The organism is Sphingopyxis sp. CR5, assembly GCF_059693785.1.
The window spans coordinates 57,506-77,159 of the sequence record NZ_JCATIE010000013.1 but is presented as its reverse complement, the minus strand read 5'-3'; the positions used below and the strand labels follow the sequence as shown (position 1 = coordinate 77,159).

The following is a 19,654-nucleotide window of genomic DNA, read 5'->3' as shown; positions in this document are numbered from 1 at the left end:
CTAAAACCTGAAATCATCCTGCCGCGGTTGCTGTCCGCGGTCAAAATAGATTTTCATTCGAAACCTAAACGCGCAATTCATCGATCAGTTCCCGCATATCGGCTGGGATTTCGCTGTCGAGCGCGACTTCGTTACCGGTCACCGGATGAATAAAACCCAAATGGGCCGCATGCAATGCCTGGCGCACGAAATTCCGCGCCTTCAGTGTATCGGACAACGGCTTGCGGGCGCGGCCGTACACCGGGTCGCCGACGAGGGGGTGTCCGATATGCGCCATGTGCACGCGAACCTGGTGGGTCCGCCCGGTTTCGAGCCGGCATTCTATCAGGGTCGCGCCGTTCAGCGCCTCGACCGTGCGGTAATGGGTCACCGCGCGCTTACCGCGCCCCGAAGCGACCACCGCCATCTTCTTGCGGTTCGTGGCTGAACGGCCGAGCGCGGCGTCGACGGTGCCGTTCGTGGGCACCGGACGCCCGGTCGCGAGCGCACGATAGCGGCGGTCGATGCTGTGCGCGGCGAATTGTTTCGCCAATCCCTCATGCGCCCGGTCGTGCTTGGCCGCGACGATCAGCCCGCTCGTATCCTTGTCGATGCGGTGGACGATTCCGGGCCGCGCAACCCCGCCGATCCCCGAGAGCTGCCCCGCGCAGTGATGGAGCAGCGCGTTGACGAGCGTCCCGTCGAGGTTGCCTGCCGCGGGATGGACGACCATGCCCGCGGGCTTGTCGACGACGATCAGATGCTCGTCCTCGAAGGCGATGACGAGATCGAGGTCCTGCGCGACATTATGCGCCGGAGCGGGGGCGGGCAGGCGGATTTCCAGCGCCGCGGACCCGGCTGCCTTCGCCGCCGGGTCCCATAAGATGTCACCCCGCGCATCGGCGACCCGGCCGCCCTTTATCAGCGTCTTCAACCGTTCGCGCGACAGGGTGGGAAGCGCCTCGGCGAGCGCCCGGTCGAGCCGTAGCCCTGCCGCGCCGTCCGCCAGCGTCACGCTCAGAATCTCGTCGTCCCCCTGCATCGCTCGGGATGTGGCCCCGAAACAGCCAAATTCAAGGGGGATCGCCCTTGCCCTCGCGCCCCAGACTGCCCTAGGAGCGAGCCCGGCCGGAAATGTCCGGACGCCGCGCTGGGGAGCCATCCAATATTATGACCGATGATCGCGTCGATTTCGCCTCCATGCTGGCTTCGCGCCTGTGTCACGATCTGCTCAGCCCGGTGGGTGCCTTCGCCAACGGTCTCGAACTGCTGGCCGACGAAAAAGACCCCGAAATGCGGGCGCGCTGTATCGACCTGCTCGAACAGAGTGCGCGGACATCGGCGGCGAAGCTCAAATTCTTTCGTCTCGCCTTTGGATCGGCAGGCGGGTTCGGCGAGGCGGTGCCGCCCGCCGAGGCGAAGTCGGCGATCGAAGGAATCATGGCGGACCGGCCGATCGAGCTTAACTGGATGATCGGCGACGATCCTCTGCCCAAGCCCGCGGTGAAGATCATCCTGAACCTCGCACTGATCCTGGTCGACGCGCTGGTGCGCGGCGGGCGGCTGGATATCGGGTGCGAAAAACAGGGGGAGGGGATCGAGATCGCCCTCCACGCCGAGGCCGAGCGTATCCTGGTCGACGCCGATGTCGAACGCATCCTGCGGGACGGTGAATCGAGCGCCGCCATGACGTCACGCACCGCTCCGGCCGCGCTGGTGCAAGCGGTGGCGGCGCAGAACGAGGGGCAGGTCATGCTGGCGCGCGAAACGCCGAGTTCGCTGCTTGTCGGAGCCGTGCTCAAAGGTCGCGGGTAAAGTCCTCCTTAACCATTGTCCTTCATGGTGGCGGCTGGATTAGGGGCGCCGGTTACCGCGATGGACGATCTGCTGAACGACTTTCTTGCCGAAACGGCGGAAATCCTTGCCGAAGCGAGCGGTGCGCTCGTCGCCTGGGAGGGCGATCCCGCCGACCGCGAGCGGCTCGATGCGATCTTTCGTTCGGTCCACACCATCAAGGGCAGTTCGGGCTTCCTCTCGCTGCCGCGCATCACCGCGCTTGCCCATGCCGCCGAGGATGCGCTCGACCAGGTGCGGCGCGGGCATCGCGCCGCGGATGCGGCGCTGGTGACCGCGGTACTTGGCGTCGTGGATCGGCTGCAGGAGCTTTGCGCCGCACTCGGGAAGAGCGATGTCGAACCGCAAGGCGACGACAGCGCGATCATCGACGCGCTCGCCGGGACCGGAGAGACGCCGGCGTCGACGCGGCCGGTCCCGTCGGACCGGGAACCGGACCGCTTCGAGGAAGAGGATTTGTCGCTCGACCTTCAGGCCTGGCGTTCGATCCGGGTACCGCTGCCGCTGCTCGACAGCGTGATGACGGGGGTTACCGACATCGTCCTGGCGCGCAACGAATTCGGCCGGATGCTGCGCGCGAGCGGTGTCGACGCGTCGGTCGCCGCCGCCTTCGACCGCCTGTCCGATTCGATTGCGGCGATGCGCCAGTCGGTCAGCCAGATGCGGATGCAGCGGATCGACAAGCTGTTCGCGCCGCTGCCGCGCATCGTGCGCGACCTGGCACAGGATCTTGGCAAGAAGGTGCAGTTCACGACCAGCGGCGGCGAGGTCGAACTCGATCGCGAGATGATGGAGAATATTCGCGATCCGCTGATTCATATCGTCCGGAACGCGATCGACCACGGGATCGAGCCGCTCGATCAGCGGGTCGCGGCGGGAAAGGGCGTCACCGCCCACCTGACGGTGCTGGCGCGCCAGTCGGGTAACCAGATCGAGATCGAGGTGCGCGACGACGGGCGCGGCCTCTCGCCGGACGCGCTGGTCGCAAAGGCGGTCGCCTCGCGCCTGGTATCCGCGGCCGAGGCGCGCGCCTTGACGCCCAAACAGAAGCTCGAGCTGATCTTCCGTCCCGGCTTTTCGACCGCGGCAAAGGTCACCTCGGTGTCGGGGCGCGGCGTCGGCATGGACATCGTCAAGGCCAATCTGGAAAAGATCGGCGGCATCGTCGAACTGCGCAACGAGGAGGGGCGCGGCCTGTCGATCGTGCTGCGGATGCCGATGACGCTGACGATCATTTCCGGGCTGATGGTTCGTGCGGCGGGGCAGTATTTCGCGATTCCGCGTGGCGCCGTGCGCGAAATCCTGCTCGAAAACAGCGACAGCGTCCGCATCGACCGCGTCGGCGGCGGCGAACTCGTCACCGTGCGCGGCGAACAATTCCCGCTGCTACGGCTTGAGGCGATCCTCGATTGCGAGGCCGGGGAGGACGAGGATGCCGACGAGCGTGCCGTGGTGATCGTCCGGCCGGGACAGGGCCAGAGCTATGCGATCAGCGTCGCGGCAATCCACGACCATGAAGAACTGGTCATCAAGCCCGCCGCCCCTCCCATCATGGCGACCGGGCTCTATGCCGGGACGACGCTTCCCGACAGCGGGCAGCCCGTGCTGCTGCTCGATGTGCAGGGCGTCATGGCGGCGGCCGCGATCGATGCGTCGGACGTGGAGCGCAGCGAGGGCGACGGCCCCGGCGCCCCCGAGGACGAGGTCCGCGAAATGGCGCAACTTCTGTTGTTCCGCGACACCGACCAGCGCCTTCGCGGCATCCGGTTGTCGGTGATCGAGCGCGTCGAGGAGGTTCCGGCTGCGGCGCTGTTCGAAAGCGGGGGTGCGGTGCGGGCGCAGATCGGCGAACGGATATTCCCGGTGCACGCGGCGCGCCTGCCCGAAACCGACGCGGCGGTCAAATTGCTCCGGCTGTACGACGGGCGTTCGATCCTCTGCTATCCGATCGACGCGGTGATCGACATCGTGCGCCTTCCCGACGCGATCCAGCCCGCTGCGACGCCGGGCCTGATTGCCGGCGTGGTGCTGGTCGGGGGCGATCCGGTCGAGCTGATCGATCCCTTCTGGCTGATGGAGCGTTGCGATCCCGCGACGTCGATTGCGGCGGTCCCGCAACGCCAGCCGCTGTGCAGCCTGGCTGGCGACGAGGACGGTTGGGGCAATAATTTCCTCGCGCCGCTACTGCGACAGGCCGGATATCGCGTCGCGGGCGCCGATGACGCGCATGCCGAGCGTCCCGACGTCCTGCTCTGTCTGGCCGACGATCCGGCCCAATGCCGTATCGACGGCGACGTTCCGATGATCCGGTTGCGCGCCTCGCTCGCGGCGGCCGGTCCGGAGGACGAGACCGTCTATCGCTACGATCGGCAGGCGCTGCTCGAAGCGTTGCACGCGCGACTCACGAAAGGGGCGGCATGATGGACAATCTTTATCTCGTCGCGCGAATTGCCGACACGCGCGTCGCGCTGCGCAGCCGCGCGATCAACTCGGTGGTCACGGTCGGAACGCCGGTACGCGTGCCGGCGGCGCCGCCCTATGTCGCCGGACTGTTCGCGCTTCGCAGCCGCGTGCTGACGCTGATCGATCCTCATGTCGTCGTCGGCCTGCCCCCGGTACCGGTGGTCGAAGGACAGCGGGTGATCGTCGTCGATGTCGCGGGACACGGCTATGCGCTGCTGGCCGACGAGATCGAGGATGTGTGTTTCATCGATGCTCCCGAACGGCGCATCGCGGGAAAGCTGCTGCCGGGATGGGCGCGCGTCGCCGACGCGGTGATCGAGCATCGGGGCGCTTCGCTGCTGGTGGTCGATCCTGCCGAACTGATCGTGCAGCCGGTCGCGCACGCAGCATGAAACCTATGGGTTATTAACGGGCTGGACACTCCTTTGGGTTACCACGGCGCGAACCTCGGGGGGGTCGGAGGGATATATATGTCGAAATCTTGCCTGGTCGTCGACGACAGCAAAGTCATTCGCAAAGTCGCGCGCCATATTCTTGAAAGCATGGCTTTTGCGGTCGAGGAGGCCGCGGACGGCCAGGAAGCGCTGAGCTTCTGCCGCGCCAATCGTCCCGACGTGATCTTGCTCGACTGGAATATGCCCGTGATGAGCGGAATGGAATTTCTGGGCGCTTTCAACGATCTGGACTATGGTCTTGAGGAGCGGCCGCGCGTGGTCTTTTGCACGACGGAGAACAGCATCGACCATATCCGCGCCGCCATCGAGGCGGGCGCCGACGAATATGTGATGAAGCCGTTCGACCGCGAAACGCTCGAAGGAAAGCTCCAGCTCGTCGGCGTCGCCTGAGGAAGACGGTGACCCGCTACCAGCCCGACCTGCCAGACCCCGCCGCGGCGACCGAGGTCGCCTCCCCGCGCAGCGTGCGGGTCATGCTCGTCGACGACAGCCTCGTCGTGCGGAGCATCCTTGAACGGATCGTCGAGCAGCGACCCGAGCTCAAGATATGCGCCTCGGTTGCGTCGGCCCGCGAGGCCCTCGCCTATCTTGCGTGCGAGCCGGTCGACGTCGTGGTACTCGATATCGAAATGCCGGGCATGAACGGCATCGACGCGCTGCCGCATATCCTGGAACGCGCGCAGGGCGCTCGCGTCCTGATCCTTTCGTCGAACTGCGTCGAGGGCGGCCCGGCGGCGATCGACGCGCTGGCGCTCGGGGCGAGCGATACACTTGCCAAGCCCGGACGGGGCAGTTTTTCGGGGCGCTTCGCCGAAGTGCTGACCGACCGAATCCTGACCCTGGGACAGCAACAGGTGCCGCTGCCCATATTGTGCGCGCTGCCGCAGGTGACATCGCCGTCGCCGGCCACGGTCGACGCAGTCCAGTCGGTCGACTGCATCGCGGTCGCCGCGTCGACCGGTGGCATCCCGGCCTTTTCCAACTTCCTGGCGCATCTGGACCCCCGGGTGACCGCGCCCATCCTGCTCACCCAGCATTTGCCCGACGCCTTCATGGAATTTTACGCCCGCCAGATCGCGACGATGACCGCGCGGCGCGTCCTGGTGGCCGAAGCCGGGACGAGGATTCAGCCCGACCATATCTATCTGGCGCCCGGCGACGCGCACCTGCTTGTCGTCGCGGGCGCGCACGGCGCGGAGATTGCACTGGATCGGCGACCGGTCGCCAACGGCTGCTGCCCGTCGGCCGATCCGATGCTCGATTCGGTCGCCTCCTTCTATGGCAAGGGCGGGGTCGCGGTGATCCTGAGCGGCATGGGACGCGACGGCGCGCAGGGCGCCGCCCGACTGAAGGCCGAAGGCGGCACCGTCTTTGCCCAGGCGCCCGAAAGCTGTGTGATCTGGGGTATGCCCGGCGCCGTCAGCAAAGCGGGTATCGCGGCCGCGACGCTGAACCCGGACGCCATCGCGCTGATGCTTGGGACGTTTCGCGGGAGCCGCGGGCGATGATGGGCGGAGGCGGAAGCGATTCGGCGTATCGCGTGCTGATGGGCGTGCTCGAATCGCGCACCGGCCAGACGCTGTCGCCAAGCCGCATCTGGCGGATCGAAATGTCGCTGAAGCCCGTGATGCAACGGCACGGCATCGGCGATCTCGACGCGCTGGTTGCGGCGCTCGTGACATCTACGAGCCGGCAATTGCTCGACGACACGGTCGACGCGATGTTGAACAACGAGACGTTTTTCTATCGCGAACACAGCGTGTTCGACGATATCGCGACCAAGGCGCTCGACCATGTTCGCCGGGCCAATGCCGCCTCGCGCCGCCTGACCATCTGGCATTGCGGCGTGTCCACGGGTCAGGAAGCCTATTCGCTGGCGATGCTGCTGGCAGAACAGGCAGGGACATGGGCGGGCTGGACGATCCAGATCGTCGGAACCGACGTCAGCTATCATGCCATATCGCGCGCGCGGATCGGCCTCTATTCGCAGTTTGAAATCCAGCGAGGCCTGCCGGTGCAGCGGATGGTCAACTGGTTCGACCAGACCGACGCGGGCTGGCTCGCCAAGGCCGACCTGCGCCGCCGCGTCGATTTTTCGGTCCAGAACATGCTTGTCGACCGTCCGCCGCTTGCCGCGCCCGCCGACCTGGTCTTCTGCCGCAACCTGCTGCTCTACTTTGCGAAGCCGATGCGCGAAAAGGCGTTTGCCCGGCTGCGTGCCGCCGCGGCACCGCAAAGTTTCCTGGTCCTTGGCGCCGGGGAAACGGTGCTCGGCCAGACCGACCAGTTCGTTGCCAGCCAGCGCTTGCGCGGTCTGTACGAGCCCGCCGACCAGCGGACACGCTACGCCGCCTGACCTTGCAATTTGTCCGCCGCTGTCGCAAGCGGAGCGAAGGGCCGGGCGCCCGGGGCCGCAGCAAGGATGGACAGCGAGACGCATGAGCGATTTTATCGAACGCTGGTCTCCCAATTTCGATGAGCGTTTGCTGCCTATCTCGATGATCGTGCTGCATTATACCGGCATGAAGACGGGGGCCGAAGCGATCGACCGACTCGCCGATCCGGCAGCAAAAGTGTCGGCCCATTATGTCGTCAGCGAAGATGGCCAGATCACCCATATGGTGCCCGAAGACAAGCGCGCCTGGCACGCGGGCAAATCGCACTGGCGCGGGATCGGGGACGTCAATTCCGCAAGTGTCGGGATCGAGATCGTCAACCCGGGCCACGAATGGGGGTATGTTCCCTTTCCGGCGGAACAGGTCGCCTCGGTCGTCCGGCTCGTCCATCTGATCAAGGACCGCTACGCGATCACCCGCGGCAACATCGTCGGCCATTCGGATATCGCCCCGGCGCGCAAGCAGGACCCCGGCGAACTGTTCCCGTGGGGCGAACTCGCCCGCCGCCGACTGGCACTGCCGCGTCCGACGAAGAAGCTGACCGATCCGTTGTGGACCGACGCCGGATTCCTGCTCGCGCTCGAACGGTTCGGCTATGACGTGACCGATGGTTTCGCCGCGACGGTCGCGTTCCAGCGCCGTTTTCGCCCCGAACTGATCGACGGAACGATCGACGGCGAATGCCGCGCGATCCTGCTCGCACTGCTGCTGCCGCAGCCCGAGGGTGATTGACCGGCTGGGAGTGACCGGAGACGACCGAAAGCGACCCTTCCTCTTCTCGTCACCCCGGACTTGATCCGGGGTCCATGACTTCGGCGCTGCTATGGATCCCGGATCAAGTCCGGGATGACGAATATCAGTGAACGACCGGAAGTCGACAATCCACATCTTCAACTTTGTCGTTCCCGCGAAAGCGGGAACCCAGGGCGGAGTTGCGCAACCCTGGATCCCCGCTTTCGCGGGGATGACAAAAGTTGGCAATGGCCGCTTCCCACCCCATTTCCGCCCTTCGCGCAATCGCTCGCAATCGGCGCTCGTTCGCGCTATAGTAGTGGCAGCCAGAGGGTCGGGCGATCGCCGCCGCGCGTAAGCGCGGGGGAGGAAAGTCCGGGCTCCACGGAAACCACGGTGCCGGATAACGTCCGGCGGTCCCCGTGAGGGGATCAGGGAAAGTGCCACAGAGAGCAGACCGCCAAAGGCTTCGGCCCGGCGAAAGGTGAAAGGGTGCGGTAAGAGCGCACCGCGCGGACGGTAACGGACGCGGCACGGCAAACCCCACCGGGAGCAAGGTCGAATAGGGATGGCAAGAGGCAACTCAGGGCTGGTTCCGGCCCCGCCGTCCGGGTTGACTGCTTGAGCGTTCGGGCAACCGCGCGCCTAGAGGAATGATCGCCCATCCCCGGCAACGGGGTGGACAGAACCCGGCTTACAGACCCTCTGGTTTTTCTCTCCCGCCCCGATGCGGAACTGCCCGCGCGGACGGCGCGTTGCCATTGGAAGCAGACGAAAGGGAGACAGCGATGAAAATCGTCGAAGACCATGTCGAAGTCACCGACGAAGAAGCGTCCAGCGGCATCAAGGGGCAGGGCGTTCGCTACGTCCTCGGCATTTCGCTGGTGCTAGCGGTGATCATATTGTCGATCGTGTGGGTAATCCCTGCGCTGATGCAGCCATAAGCGGTCAGGGATAACGGATCGCGACGACTTCCCATTCCTTGGGTCCGCCGGGCAGGGTCACGGTGCGCAAGTCGCCGACCGCGGCGCCGCGCAGCGCCCGCGCAAGCGGGCTGTTCCATCCGATCCGGCCGGCGCCCGCATCGGCCTCGTCGTCGCCGACCAGCGTGACCGTGCGGCGCGCATCGTCCTCATCGGCGAGTTCGACCGTTGCGCCGAACCATATCCGGCTTTTGTCGGGCTGTTCGGCGGGATCGACGACCCGGGCCGCCTTCATCCGCCGCGCGAGAAAGCCGAGCCGCCGGTCGATTTCACGCAGTCGTTTGCGGCCATAGATATAGTCGCCATTCTCGCTGCGGTCGCCGTTGCCCGCCGCCCAGCTGATCACCTCGACCAGCTTGGGGCGTTCATCGCCGAGCAGCGTATCATATTCGGCGCGCAGCGCGGCGAACCCCGCCGGGCTAATGATGTTCGGCCTGTTCCCCGCCATAGCCTTCAGCCCGGATTGGGCTTGCCGAGGTAAAAGCTGAGCGGCGCGTCGGGCAGCGGTCTCTCGTCTTCGCGCAGCGTATCGTAGACGACGGCGTTTTCGAGCACCCGCTGGACGTAGTTTTTCGTTTCGAAAATCGGGATTGCTTCGATCCAGTCCACCATGTCGACCCCGCTCGTGCGCGGGTCGCCGTTCGCCCGAAGCCATTTGTTCACATTGCCGGGCCCGGCGTTATAGGCCGCAACGGCGAGCGGATAGCTGCCACCGAAATAGCGCAGCATCTGCATGAAATAGGTCGAGCCGAGCGTCATATTGTAGCTGCTGTCGCTGGTCAGCGCCGACGAATCGTAGCTGAGACCCAGCTTGCCGGCGACTTCGCGCGCGGTGCCCGGCATCAACTGCATCATCCCCCGCGCACCGGCGTGGCTGATCGCCTGGCGGTCGAACTGACTCTCTTGGCGGCTGATCGCGTGGATGAAGGTCCAGTTATTCTCGTGCCCCGCGGGGACGCGTACGGTGGGGAAGCCCGATACCTCGACGGCGTCGAGGCTGTTCGCCTGCGCGCTGCGACCGATCATCACGCCCAGGTCGGGGCGGCCGATCTGCTTGGCAAGCTGCCCTGCGAGGACATGGTCGGCGGGGGTCATCGCTTCCTGGGCCAACGCGCGCAGGAACAGCGACTGCTCCCGCCATGCGCCGATTTCACCGAGCGCCCGCGCCGCGCGCACAAGGCGGTCGTCCTCGAAGGCCGTCCGTTCGGCCGCCGTCACCTGGATCGTCGGTTCGGCGATTGGCTTGGGCTGCTGGCGGTGCAGCCGCTCGAGCGAGAGCTGGCCATAGAATTGGTCGTAATGCTGGGCCGCGTCGGCGAATTCGGCGTTTGCGGTCGGCTGGTCGCCGGCCGCGAGCGCCGCGCGCCCGGCCCAATAATAGCCCTTCGTTCGCGTCTGCGCCGAGCGTGCCGCGTCGCCATAAGCGCGGAACAGTCGCGAGGCGTCCGCGGGGCGACCGAGGTCGTGGAATGCGAGCTGGCCCGCGAGCCAGGCGAGCGAGGTGTAATCGTCGCGCACGCCGAGCGGCGTTTCCCGAACGACGGTGCCCGGTGGCAGCGCGTCGTCGAGCTTGCTCGCGATATTATAGGCGGTGAGCTTGTCGCCCGCCTGGTCGGCGAGACGGGCATTGGTCAGCAGCGTTTCGAGCCACTCCTCGGCATCGAGCGGGGCGCTTGCCAACTGGCGCGGCGCGGCGAGCAGCGCGCGGGCTTCGCCGACGCGGCCCGACTTGCGCAGCCAGGTTGCCTTCGCGGTGATGTAGCCGGGGTCCGTGCGCGTGATCGAGGGGTTGGCGGCTTCCACCGCGGCGGCCTGCATCGCGGCGTCGACGGCGCCGTTTCGCATGGCAAGCCGGGCGGCAAATATCGCGCGCTTGCCGGGTGAGGTGAAGCCGAGTTGGCGCGCCGCCGCGCCCATGTCGTTCGACCAGAGCAGCTTGTCCATCCGCGCATCATGGTCGGCGAGGGTCAGCGCGCCTGGGAAGAAGGACAGGACGCGGCTGATCTCGTCCTCGCTCAGCGGTCCGCCGACCCACGCGCGGCGCACTGCGGCATTGGCTTCGTCGCGGCGTCCCGACGCGTTGAGGGCCAGGGCCATGCGAAGCTGGCCGCTGGGCGTCTTCGGCGGATAGGCCGTGAAATAGGCGAGGGTCCGCGCCGGGTCGTAGCTGTCGATCGCGATCGCCTTTTCGGCCCGGACGCGCATCTTTTCCGCGTCGGGCCAACCCTTGTTCGCCATCAAGAAGCGCGACAGCCGATCGAAGGAGGCATTGTCGTCCTGCGTCAGCCGGCGCCATTCGATCAGCGCGTCGCCGACGGTGTTGGTTGCGGTGGGCGGCGTCGCCGAGGCCGTCGCCAGCCCCATCTGGGCGCGGTACCAGGCCATTTGTTCGGGAGTGAGCTCGCTCGCCGAGGCGATGCCCGGCATCAGCAGGGCGGCAGCAAGGGCGAGACGGGAAATGGAGGACAATCGGATCATGCCCGGCATGATAATGGCAAACTCCTTGCAGCGCGCTGAATAGGCGTCCATTAGGCGGCGCGCCGGCCGTTTCTATCGGATACCGGCTGAAATTTGTAAAGGAGCGCTACATGTTTTCGGGCTCGATTCCCGCCTTGGTGACGCCGTTTCGCGACGGGGCGTTCGACGCTGCCGCCTTCGCCCGGCTGGTCGACTGGCAGGTGAACGAGGGTTCGAAAGCGCTCGTGCCGTGCGGGACGACCGGCGAGAGCCCGACGTTGAGTTTCGACGAACATTATCAGGTGATCGATTGCTGCATCGAGGCCGCGGCGGGGCGCGTGCCGGTGATCGCCGGATGCGGCTCGAACGACACCGCGACCGCGATCCGCCACATGCGCCACGCGCAAGCCGCGGGCGCCGATGCGGCGCTGATCGTCGCACCCTATTACAACCGGCCGACGCAGGAGGGGCTGCTCGCACATTTTCGTGCGCTCGCCGACGCAAGCGACCTTCCGATCGTGGTCTACAACGTCCCCGGCCGCACCGTCACCGATATCGCCGCGGAAACGATGTGCCAGCTCGCCGAGATTCCGAGCGTGGTTGCGGTGAAGGACGCAAGCGGCGACCTCGCGCGGGTGACCGTCCATCGTGCCGGGGCGGGGCGCGACTTCTGCCAGCTTTCGGGCAATGACGATTTGTGGCTGCCGCATGCGGTTATGGGCGGGGCGGGCTGCATCTCGGTCAGCGCCAATGTTGCGCCGCGGCTCTGCGCCGATTTCGCAGCCGCCTGTGCCGCAGGGTCGTGGGATCGCGCGCTGGCGCTTCACGACCGGCTGTTCGCTCTGCACAAGGCGATGTTCTCCGACGCGTCGCCCGGACCCGCCAAATATGCGTTGTCGCGCGTGCACGACTGGTTTTCGCCCGAAGTGCGCCTACCTATCATTCCGGCGTCCGAAGCATCGCGCGCCGCCGTCGATGCCGCGCTGGTCGCGGCTGGAGTTCTCTAGGTACCTTCGCAATGGCCCGTCCGCAGTCCGCCGCCGAATTCGACAAGAAGAAGGTCGTCGCCGAAAACCGGCGCGCGCGCTTCGATTACAGCATCGAACAGGTGTTCGAGGCGGGCATCGCGCTGCAAGGAACCGAGGTGAAGTCGCTGCGCTTCGGCGAGGGAACGATCGCCGAGAGCTATGCCGAGGTTGCGGGCGGCGAAGTGTGGCTCGTCAACGCCAACATTCCCGAATTCAGCCATGGAAACCGTTTCAACCACGAACCCCGCCGACCGCGCAAACTGTTGCTCAATGCGCGCGAGATCAACAAGCTCCACGCCGCGGTCGCGCGGCAGGGGATGACGCTGGTCCCGCTGTCGGTCTATTTCAATGGCCGTGGCCGGGCAAAGGTCGAACTCGCGCTCGCCAAGGGCAAGAAGGCGCACGACAAGCGCGAAACGATCAAGGAACGCGACTGGAAGCGCGACAAGCAGCGGCTTCTGAAAGAACGCGGATGAGCCGCATCGGGCAATGGGTCGCGCGCAACCTGCCGCGCCGCGAGGATATGGCGAAGAGTCGCTGGATCCGGCCCTTTGCCCACCGTGTGCTGCGGCCCGAACTGTGGCGCTTCACGCGTCGGTCGGTGCCGCGCGGGGTGGCTTTGGGCGCGCTGGTCGGGATCATCATTCCCTTTGCGCAAATCCTGTTCGCGGCCATCCTTGCGCTGCCCTTTCGCGCCAATGTCCCCGTCGCCGCGCTCACGACCTTCATCACCAATCCGCTGACCACGCCGCTGGTCTGGATCGCCGCGTACGAGATCGGCAGCTTCATCCTGCGCGTCGATGCGATGACCTATGGCCGTCCCATCGGCACCGCGGTGCGGACCACCGATGTCGGCAACATGATGCAATGGCTGACCGGCGCCGCGTCGATCACCGCCTTTGGCCTGATCGTCCTTGGCGTCGTGACGGCGTCGGTCCTCTATGTCGTCACGGCCTTCGGCTGGCGCTGGTTCATCGGCGACAAGTGGCGCCGCAAGCGCCGCGCGCGGGGCGACCAACGACTTGAGTCATCGACAAGCGACACGCCCGCCGGTTGAACGGCGCGGCCACCCGATTATAGCTATCCCCATCGCGCCGGCCTCCTGAAGGCAGCGCCATCCATTCGAACTGGGGAATTTCATGACTCGTCCGACCAAATATTCGCGCCTGCTGGCGACGGCGGCGCTTGGCGCCATGCTTCTCGGCTCCGTGGCGTCCTCGCCGCTCGCAGCCCGGGAGGAAACGGCTGCGACCGCTTCGACCGACGCACCCGAAATCGGCAGCTTTGGCTTCGATGCCACGGGGATGGACCGCACCGTGCTGCCCGGCAACGACTTTTACGCCTATGCCAACGGCACCTGGGCAAAGAATACCCCGATCCCGGCCGACAAGTCGAATTACGGCATGTTCACCGCTCTGGCCGACCTGTCGCAAAAGCGCACGCAGGAAATCCTGGAGACCGCGAAAGGCGACCCCGGCAGCATGATCGGCCGCGCCTATGCCTCGTTCCTCGATGCACGGACGGTCGAGGCGAAGGGCCTCGCACCGATCGAACCGTGGCTGAACAAGATCCGCGCCGTCGACAAGGCGGGCCTCGCCGCGCTGCTCGCCGAGGCCGATCGCAACGGCGTGTCGCATTTCTTTGGCGGCTATGTCGGCCAGGACGACAAAAATCCCGAGGTCTATATCTATTCGCTCTACCAGGGCGGGATCGGCATGCCCGATCGCGACTTCTACCTGAAGCCGGGCGAGCGGAACGAGAAGCTGCAGGCGGCCTATCTCCAGCATCTGCAGAATATTCTGACTCTCGCGGGCGAGACGAACGCCGCGGCGCGCGCGCAGGCGATCTATGACCTCGAAAAGTCGATCGCGACGGTCCACTGGGACAAGAACGACAGCAGCGACGCGACGAAGACCTATAACAAGATGACGATCGCCGCGCTTCAGGAGGCGGCACCGGGATTCGACTGGGCAACCTTCATCCACGGCGTCGGGGTCCACGAGGATTCGGTGCTCGTCGCCCAGCCCACCGCCTTCACCGGCGAGGCGAAGATCATCGCCGCCGCGCCGATCGGCGTGATCCGCGACGCGCTGATCGTGCGCAGCCTCGACGGCTTTTCCGACGTGCTGCCCGATGCGGTGGCAAAGGAAAGTTTCGCCTTTTACGGCACCGCCCTGTCGGGCACGCCCGAAATGCAGGAGCGCTGGAAGCGCGCGGTCGATTTCACCACCGGCAATATGGGCGAAGCGGTTGGCAAGGACTATGTCGCCAAATATTTCCCGCCTGAAACCAAGGCGGCGATGGAGGAGCTGGTCCAGAACGTGCTGACCGCGCTGGGTCACCGGATCGACAAGCTGACCTGGATGCAGCCGGAAACCAAGGTGAAGGCAAAGAAGAAGCTCGCCAATTTCACGGTCAAGATCGGTTATCCCGACCGGTGGAAGGATTACAGCTCGCTGGTCATCAAGTCCGACGACCTGTTCGGCAACGCGCTGCGGTCGAACCAGTTCGCGCACGACGACAACATCAGTCGCCTCGGGGGACCGATTCGCCGGTGGGAATGGGGAATGACCCCGATGACGGTCAATGCCTATGCCAATTTCAGCATGAACGAGATCGTCTTCCCGGCTGCGATTCTGCAACCCCCCTTCTTCGACCCGAACGCCGATCCGGCGATCAACTATGGCGGTATCGGCGCGGTGATCGGCCACGAAACGAGCCACCATTTCGACGATCAGGGATCGAAATATGACGAGACGGGCAAGCTTGCCGACTGGTGGACCCCCGCCGACGTCAAGGCATTCGAGGACGCTGGCAAGGCGCTTGTCGCACAATATGATGCCTATGAAGTGCTGCCCGGCGAGCATCTCGACGGCACGTTCACCCTGGGTGAGAACATCGGCGACCTTGGCGGTCTCAACATCGCCTATGACGCCTATAAGGCTTCGCTGGGCGGCAAGGAGGCGCCGGTCATCGACGGAACGACCGGCGACCAACGCTTTTTCCTGGGCTGGGCGCAGGTGTGGCGGCGCAACTATCGCGAGCAGAATTTGTCGCAGCGCATCACGACCGATCCGCATTCACCCTCGATTCAGCGGACTTGGATCTCGCGTAACCTCGATCCTTGGTATAAGGCATTCGCCGTCAAGGACGGCCAGAAGCTTTATCTGAAGCCCGAGGATCGCGTCCGTATCTGGTAACGCCTAAAGGGAATCCCATCATTGGCCGCGACGACCCTGCCTTCCGCTGACGATCCTATCGGCAGAGCGGCGGCGGGGTCGGCCGGTCCGATGCCGGTTTCCGCGGGACTCTCGCGCACCGACCTCGCGTTGATCGGCGGCCTCGCTGCGGTGTCGGTGGCGCTGCTCTTTTGGACGACGCGCGACATACTGTTGGCCGGCGGCTTCATCGCCGGGCTGGCGCTGGCCGTCGCCGGCCTCCTGCTTGTCCGGCGCCTGTTTCCCGCTACCGCCGCGGGCGAGACCGCGGCGCCCGACTGGACGATGCTGCGCCAGGCGGTCGCGCACGACGATGTCGCGATCGCGGTTACCGACCGCGCCGGGCGGCTGGTGTGCGCCAATGACTTGTTCGCGACATGGATGGGCGGCTTCGTCACGCCCCCGGGACTGCCCTTCGACGGCCAGGGAGCGGATCGGCTCAAAAATGCCGGGCGCGGGGCCTGGCGCGATGGCGAGGGGGTCGCCGAGGACCTTGCGATCGGCCCCCTGCGGTTGCGCGCGCACGTGACGCGCACCGGTCAGGCCGAAGATTATCTGGTCTGGCGATTCGCGGCGCAGGAACGGATCGACCTCGCCACCGAGATCGTCCGGCATCTCGACGGACCGGCGGGTCGCACGCTGGGACAGGCCGGAATTATGGCAGCCCTCGTCAGCGCCGAAGGCCGGCTGCGCGTGGCCAATCAGGCGTTTCTGCTTCGCGCGCTCGGCGAGGCCGACCAGGCGCACTATGCCGGGCGCGACGCGGCGCAGATGTTGCGCCTCGACGATAGCGGCGCACTGTATTTTGCGCGGGAAGGCGACCGGGCGACGCCGGTGCGGTTGCTCCAGATTCCACTGGCCTCCGCCGATGCCGGCGGTCCGATGCTGCTGGCGCTGATCGACGAGGAGATCGGCCCGGCCGACCGGGGCACGGCGCAAAGCTATGTCGAAACCCTGTTGTCGCTACTCCCCTTCGGGCTCGCGATGGTCGATCGCGACGGTCGCTTTCTCTATATGAACCGTGCCTTCACGCGCGCGGCGGGGGTCGCGGACGGACGCATGCCGCGCTATCCCGGGGACCTGGTGGTCGGCGAGGATAAAGGCCCCCTTGCCGACATGATCCGCCGCCACAGCAGCGGGCAGCAGGTGGGCGGTGACCTGTCGATCCGGCTGGCCGGGCAGGGCGACGAGCCCGTGTCGATGCGCGTCGTGGGCGTGCGCGGGCTGGGCGAGGCGGCGGTGCTCCTCAGCCTCAAGGATTCGAGCGAGGAATCGCGTCTGAAGCGGCAGGTGGCTCAGCAATCGAAGATGCAGGCGGTCGGCCAGCTGGCCGGCGGCGTCGCCCACGATTTCAACAATATATTGACCGCGGTGCTCGGCAGCTGCGACCTGATGCTGATGCGCCACACCCCCGGCGACAGCGATTATGACGATATCCAGCAGATCCGCAGCAACGCCAATCGCGCGGCGAGTCTGACGCGGCAATTGCTCGCATTTTCGCGGCAACAGACGCTGCGACCCCAGATATTGCAGCTTCCGGACGTGATTTCGGAGGTGTCGCACCTGCTGAAGCGGTTGATGGGCGATACGGTGCAGCTCGCGGTGCATCATGGCCGCGGACTTGGCGCGGTCCGTGCCGACCCCGTCCAGCTCGAACAGGTGATCATCAACCTTGCGGTCAATGCGCGAGACGCGATGCCTGGCGGCGGAACGCTGACCATCGAAACCTATCCGGTTTCGGCGGCCGAGGTGCGGGCGATGGGCAGCGAGATCATGCCGCCGGCCGATTACAGCGCGCTGCGGATCAGCGACACCGGGGTCGGCATTCCCGCGGATGTCCTGCCCAAGATCTTCGAACCCTTCTTCACGACCAAGGACGTGGGCAAGGGGACGGGGCTCGGACTTTCGACGGTTTACGGCATCGTGAAGCAGTCGGCGGGCTTCATCTTTGCCGACAGCAAGCCGGGGGACGGTACGCGCTTCACCGTCTATCTTCCCGTCCATCGCGCGGCGGGCGACGCGCCCGCCACGCCGACGCCCGCGGCGAAGCCAAAAAAGAGCCAATGGGGAACCGGGACCGTGCTGCTTGTCGAGGACGAGGACATGGTTCGCGCGGTCGCGGAACGCGCGCTGGTCCGCGCGGGTTACAAGGTTGTAACCGCGCAACAGGGTGAAGAGGGACTCGAACGGTTCGGAACGATGGACACAATCGATCTGGTCATCAGCGACGTTGTGATGCCGGTCATGGACGGGCCGGCGATGGTGCGCGCGATGCGTGCAAAAACGCCGGGCCTGCCCGTACTGTTCATGTCGGGCTATGCCGAAGAGCAACTGCGCCAGTCGATCGACATCGACCATGTCGCCTTCCTGCCCAAGCCGTTTTCGGTCGCGCAACTTGCCGAGGCCGTGTCGGCGACTCTCGACGATGCGGCGCATCGCGGACGCGCGCATGCCGAATGACCGCCGTCTCCTGCTGGTCGAAGACGATGTGCTGATCGGCATGATGCTCGTCGACATGCTCGATGCGCTCGGATTTCCCGAACCCGCGCAGGCGACGAGCAATGAAGAGGCGATCGCGATTCTGGAGCGCGAAGCGATCGCCGGCGCGCTTGTCGATATCAATCTGGGCGAGGCAAAGGGGTGGGTGACTGCGGACGCCCTCGCTGCGCGCGGCGTTCCTTTTGCCTTCACATCGGGCGGCGGCGACGTCATTCCGCCCGCTCATGCCGGGCGCAAGCTGGTTACCAAGCCGTTCCGGATCAGCGAGATAGAGGCCACGATCGGCGATTTCTTTCGCGACTGAAACCGGATCGCTCGCAGCCCGGCGCTTTTTTCTGTTCCCCTCTTGTTCCATGAGAACAAATGCCGTACAGGATGGGCCGGGCGTTGCGATGCGTCTGCTGTCGCTCTAAGCAGGAAAGGGACGGTCATGGCCGGACAATTGTCACTCGTGGAATCGGGGAAATCAGTGAACGGAACGGACAGGCAGAAGGCGCTCGACGCCGCATTGGCGCAGATCGACCGCGCCTTCGGCAAGGGCTCGGTGATGAAATTGGGCTCGAAGGAAGCGATGCAGGTCGAGGCGGTCTCGACCGGTTCGCTCGGTCTCGACATCGCCTTGGGGGTCGGCGGCCTGCCGCGCGGCCGCGTCATCGAAATCTATGGACCCGAAAGCTCGGGCAAGACCACGCTGGCGCTGCATTGCATCGCCGAAGCGCAGAAGACCGGCGGCACCGCCGCCTTTGTCGATGCCGAGCATGCGCTCGATCCCGTCTATGCGCGCAAGCTGGGGGTCGATATCGACGAATTGATCGTGTCGCAGCCGGACACCGGGGAACAGGCGCTCGAGATCGTCGATACGCTCGTGCGCTCGAACGCGATCGACGTGCTCGTCGTCGACTCGGTCGCCGCGCTCGTGCCGCGCGCCGAGATCGAGGGCGAGATGGGCGACAGCCATGTCGGCTTGCAGGCGCGGCTTATGTCGCAGTCGCTGCGCAAGCTCACCGGTTCGATCAGCCGCTCGCGCTGCATGGTGATCTTCATCAACCAGCTGCGCATGAAGATCGGCGTGATGTACGGCAATCCCGAAACGACGACGGGCGGCAACGCGCTCAAATTCTACGCCTCGGTCCGCCTCGACATCCGCCGCACCGGCCAGATCAAGGATCGCGACGAAATCGTCGGCAACACGACGCGCGTCAAGGTGGTCAAGAACAAGGTCGCGCCGCCGTTCAAGCAGGTCGAATTCGACATCATGTACGGGCAGGGCATTTCGAAGATCGGCGAAATCCTCGATTTGGGGGTCAAGGCCGGTCTCGTCGAAAAGGCCGGGGCCTGGTTCAGCTATGATTCGGTTCGTATCGGCCAGGGCCGCGAGAATGCGAAGAATTTCCTGATGGAAAATCCCGAGTTGATGCAGCGTCTCGAGGCGGCGATCCGCGGACGGACCGAAGCGGTTGCCGAAGAGATGATGACCGGCCCCGATGCGGACGACGATGACGATCTTTGATCGACCCTGACGCCTTCCGGCCGGTCATGCCCCTCCCGACCGGCCGGCCGACGGCGGCGGGCCATGGAATCCGGCGGGCG

Annotated in this window: 18 protein-coding genes and 1 other RNA gene; 16 read left to right on the top strand and 3 right to left on the bottom strand. The window is 65.7% G+C overall.

Features of this window, described 5'->3' with window-relative positions; all coding sequences use genetic code 11:
- Positions 1–64 precede the first annotated feature (64 nt).
- Positions 65–1,021, bottom strand: coding sequence for an RluA family pseudouridine synthase (locus tag AC58D2_RS17985; protein ID WP_497392458.1), 957 nt, complete (start codon positions 1,019–1,021; stop codon positions 65–67).
- Between the two features lie 128 nt (positions 1,022–1,149).
- On the opposite strand from AC58D2_RS17985, the gene AC58D2_RS17980 reads away from it, so the two are divergent.
- The 9 genes from AC58D2_RS17980 to AC58D2_RS17940 all read left to right on the top strand — a co-directional run bounded on the left by AC58D2_RS17980 (position 1,150) and on the right by AC58D2_RS17940 (position 8,823).
- Positions 1,150–1,794, top strand: a complete 645-nt coding sequence (locus AC58D2_RS17980; protein ID WP_497392457.1) for a histidine phosphotransferase family protein — start codon at positions 1,150–1,152, stop codon at positions 1,792–1,794.
- A gap of 60 nt (positions 1,795–1,854) precedes the next feature.
- Positions 1,855–4,254 (top strand): chemotaxis protein CheA, encoded by a 2,400-nt coding sequence (locus AC58D2_RS17975; protein WP_497392456.1) that lies wholly within the window; start codon positions 1,855–1,857, stop codon positions 4,252–4,254.
- Entirely contained in the window at positions 4,251–4,688 is a 438-nt protein-coding gene (locus AC58D2_RS17970; RefSeq protein WP_497392455.1) for a chemotaxis protein CheW, read from the top strand. Before AC58D2_RS17975 ends, AC58D2_RS17970 begins: the two co-directional genes overlap by 4 nt.
- A 78-nt stretch (positions 4,689–4,766) precedes the next feature.
- Positions 4,767–5,141, top strand: coding sequence for a response regulator (locus AC58D2_RS17965; protein WP_497392454.1), 375 nt, complete (start codon positions 4,767–4,769; stop codon positions 5,139–5,141).
- A gap of 8 nt (positions 5,142–5,149) precedes the next feature.
- A complete protein-coding gene (cheB, locus tag AC58D2_RS17960) occupies positions 5,150–6,259 on the top strand; it encodes a chemotaxis-specific protein-glutamate methyltransferase CheB (RefSeq protein ID WP_497392453.1) in 1,110 nt (369 codons plus the stop codon).
- Positions 6,256–7,107, top strand: coding sequence for a CheR family methyltransferase (locus AC58D2_RS17955; RefSeq protein WP_497392452.1), 852 nt, complete (start codon positions 6,256–6,258; stop codon positions 7,105–7,107). The genes cheB and AC58D2_RS17955 overlap by 4 nt, the downstream gene beginning before the upstream one ends.
- 82 nt (positions 7,108–7,189) lie before the next feature.
- The gene (locus AC58D2_RS17950; protein ID WP_497392451.1) at positions 7,190–7,879 is read left to right on the top strand and encodes an N-acetylmuramoyl-L-alanine amidase; all 690 of its coding nucleotides are present in this window, start codon (positions 7,190–7,192) and stop codon (positions 7,877–7,879) included.
- Between the two features lie 326 nt (positions 7,880–8,205).
- Positions 8,206–8,592, top strand: an RNA gene (gene rnpB, locus AC58D2_RS17945) — RNase P RNA component class A.
- A 75-nt stretch (positions 8,593–8,667) separates the two neighbouring features.
- Positions 8,668–8,823, top strand: coding sequence for a hypothetical protein (locus AC58D2_RS17940; protein ID WP_497392450.1), 156 nt, complete (start codon positions 8,668–8,670; stop codon positions 8,821–8,823).
- A gap of 4 nt (positions 8,824–8,827) precedes the next feature.
- Here AC58D2_RS17940 and greB read toward each other — a convergent pair whose 3' ends face one another.
- Together greB and AC58D2_RS17930 are read right to left on the bottom strand one after the other, a co-directional pair.
- Positions 8,828–9,310 (bottom strand): transcription elongation factor GreB, encoded by a 483-nt coding sequence (gene greB / locus AC58D2_RS17935; RefSeq protein WP_497392449.1) that lies wholly within the window; start codon positions 9,308–9,310, stop codon positions 8,828–8,830.
- A 5-nt stretch (positions 9,311–9,315) separates the two neighbouring features.
- On the bottom strand, positions 9,316–11,349 hold the full coding sequence (locus AC58D2_RS17930; RefSeq protein ID WP_497392448.1) for a lytic transglycosylase domain-containing protein: 2,034 nt from the start codon (positions 11,347–11,349) through the stop codon (positions 9,316–9,318).
- 101 nt (positions 11,350–11,450) lie between these two features.
- Between AC58D2_RS17930 and dapA the strand changes: the two genes are divergently transcribed.
- The 7 genes from dapA to recA all read left to right on the top strand — a co-directional run bounded on the left by dapA (position 11,451) and on the right by recA (position 19,574).
- Positions 11,451–12,326 (top strand): 4-hydroxy-tetrahydrodipicolinate synthase, encoded by an 876-nt coding sequence (gene dapA, locus AC58D2_RS17925; protein WP_497392447.1) that lies wholly within the window; start codon positions 11,451–11,453, stop codon positions 12,324–12,326.
- 11 nt (positions 12,327–12,337) lie between these two features.
- Complete coding sequence (gene smpB, locus AC58D2_RS17920) at positions 12,338–12,823, top strand: SsrA-binding protein SmpB (RefSeq protein WP_497392446.1); 486 nt, start codon at positions 12,338–12,340, stop codon at positions 12,821–12,823.
- Positions 12,820–13,404: a DUF2062 domain-containing protein gene (locus AC58D2_RS17915; RefSeq protein ID WP_497392445.1), complete on the top strand. Its 585-nt coding sequence runs from the start codon at positions 12,820–12,822 to the stop codon at positions 13,402–13,404. The genes smpB and AC58D2_RS17915 overlap by 4 nt, the downstream gene beginning before the upstream one ends.
- Positions 13,405–13,486: 82 nt before the next feature.
- Entirely contained in the window at positions 13,487–15,547 is a 2,061-nt protein-coding gene (locus AC58D2_RS17910; RefSeq protein WP_497392444.1) for a M13 family metallopeptidase, read from the top strand.
- A 90-nt stretch (positions 15,548–15,637) separates the two neighbouring features.
- Complete coding sequence (locus AC58D2_RS17905) at positions 15,638–18,025, top strand: hybrid sensor histidine kinase/response regulator (RefSeq protein WP_497392443.1); 2,388 nt, start codon at positions 15,638–15,640, stop codon at positions 18,023–18,025.
- Positions 18,015–18,368, top strand: a complete 354-nt coding sequence (locus AC58D2_RS17900; RefSeq protein WP_497392442.1) for a response regulator — start codon at positions 18,015–18,017, stop codon at positions 18,366–18,368. The genes AC58D2_RS17905 and AC58D2_RS17900 overlap by 11 nt, the downstream gene beginning before the upstream one ends.
- Before the next feature lie 126 nt (positions 18,369–18,494).
- Complete coding sequence (gene recA, locus AC58D2_RS17895) at positions 18,495–19,574, top strand: recombinase RecA (protein ID WP_497392441.1); 1,080 nt, start codon at positions 18,495–18,497, stop codon at positions 19,572–19,574.
- Positions 19,575–19,654: the final 80 nt, after the last annotated feature.

Excerpts from the sequence above, each read along its gene's own strand:
- AC58D2_RS17980 (WP_497392457.1), top strand. The coding sequence starts at position 1,150 with ATGACCGATGATCGCGTCGATTTCGCCTCCATGCTGGCTTCGCGCCTG.
- AC58D2_RS17955 (WP_497392452.1), top strand. The coding sequence starts at position 6,256 with ATGATGGGCGGAGGCGGAAGCGATTCGGCGTATCGCGTGCTGATGGGC.
- AC58D2_RS17985 (WP_497392458.1), bottom strand. The coding sequence starts at position 1,021 with ATGCAGGGGGACGACGAGATTCTGAGCGTGACGCTGGCGGACGGCGCG.
- AC58D2_RS17970 (WP_497392455.1), top strand. The coding sequence starts at position 4,251 with ATGATGGACAATCTTTATCTCGTCGCGCGAATTGCCGACACGCGCGTC.
- AC58D2_RS17910 (WP_497392444.1), top strand. The coding sequence starts at position 13,487 with ATGACTCGTCCGACCAAATATTCGCGCCTGCTGGCGACGGCGGCGCTT.
- smpB (WP_497392446.1), top strand. The coding sequence starts at position 12,338 with ATGGCCCGTCCGCAGTCCGCCGCCGAATTCGACAAGAAGAAGGTCGTC.
- AC58D2_RS17930 (WP_497392448.1), bottom strand. The coding sequence starts at position 11,349 with ATGCCGGGCATGATCCGATTGTCCTCCATTTCCCGTCTCGCCCTTGCT.
- AC58D2_RS17915 (WP_497392445.1), top strand. The coding sequence starts at position 12,820 with ATGAGCCGCATCGGGCAATGGGTCGCGCGCAACCTGCCGCGCCGCGAG.
- AC58D2_RS17950 (WP_497392451.1), top strand. The coding sequence starts at position 7,190 with ATGAGCGATTTTATCGAACGCTGGTCTCCCAATTTCGATGAGCGTTTG.
- AC58D2_RS17940 (WP_497392450.1), top strand. The coding sequence starts at position 8,668 with ATGAAAATCGTCGAAGACCATGTCGAAGTCACCGACGAAGAAGCGTCC.
- dapA (WP_497392447.1), top strand. The coding sequence starts at position 11,451 with ATGTTTTCGGGCTCGATTCCCGCCTTGGTGACGCCGTTTCGCGACGGG.
- greB (WP_497392449.1), bottom strand. The coding sequence starts at position 9,310 with ATGGCGGGGAACAGGCCGAACATCATTAGCCCGGCGGGGTTCGCCGCG.
- AC58D2_RS17975 (WP_497392456.1), top strand. The coding sequence starts at position 1,855 with ATGGACGATCTGCTGAACGACTTTCTTGCCGAAACGGCGGAAATCCTT.
- AC58D2_RS17900 (WP_497392442.1), top strand. The coding sequence starts at position 18,015 with ATGCCGAATGACCGCCGTCTCCTGCTGGTCGAAGACGATGTGCTGATC.
- recA (WP_497392441.1), top strand. The coding sequence starts at position 18,495 with ATGGCCGGACAATTGTCACTCGTGGAATCGGGGAAATCAGTGAACGGA.
- AC58D2_RS17965 (WP_497392454.1), top strand. The coding sequence starts at position 4,767 with ATGTCGAAATCTTGCCTGGTCGTCGACGACAGCAAAGTCATTCGCAAA.
- AC58D2_RS17905 (WP_497392443.1), top strand. The coding sequence starts at position 15,638 with ATGCCGGTTTCCGCGGGACTCTCGCGCACCGACCTCGCGTTGATCGGC.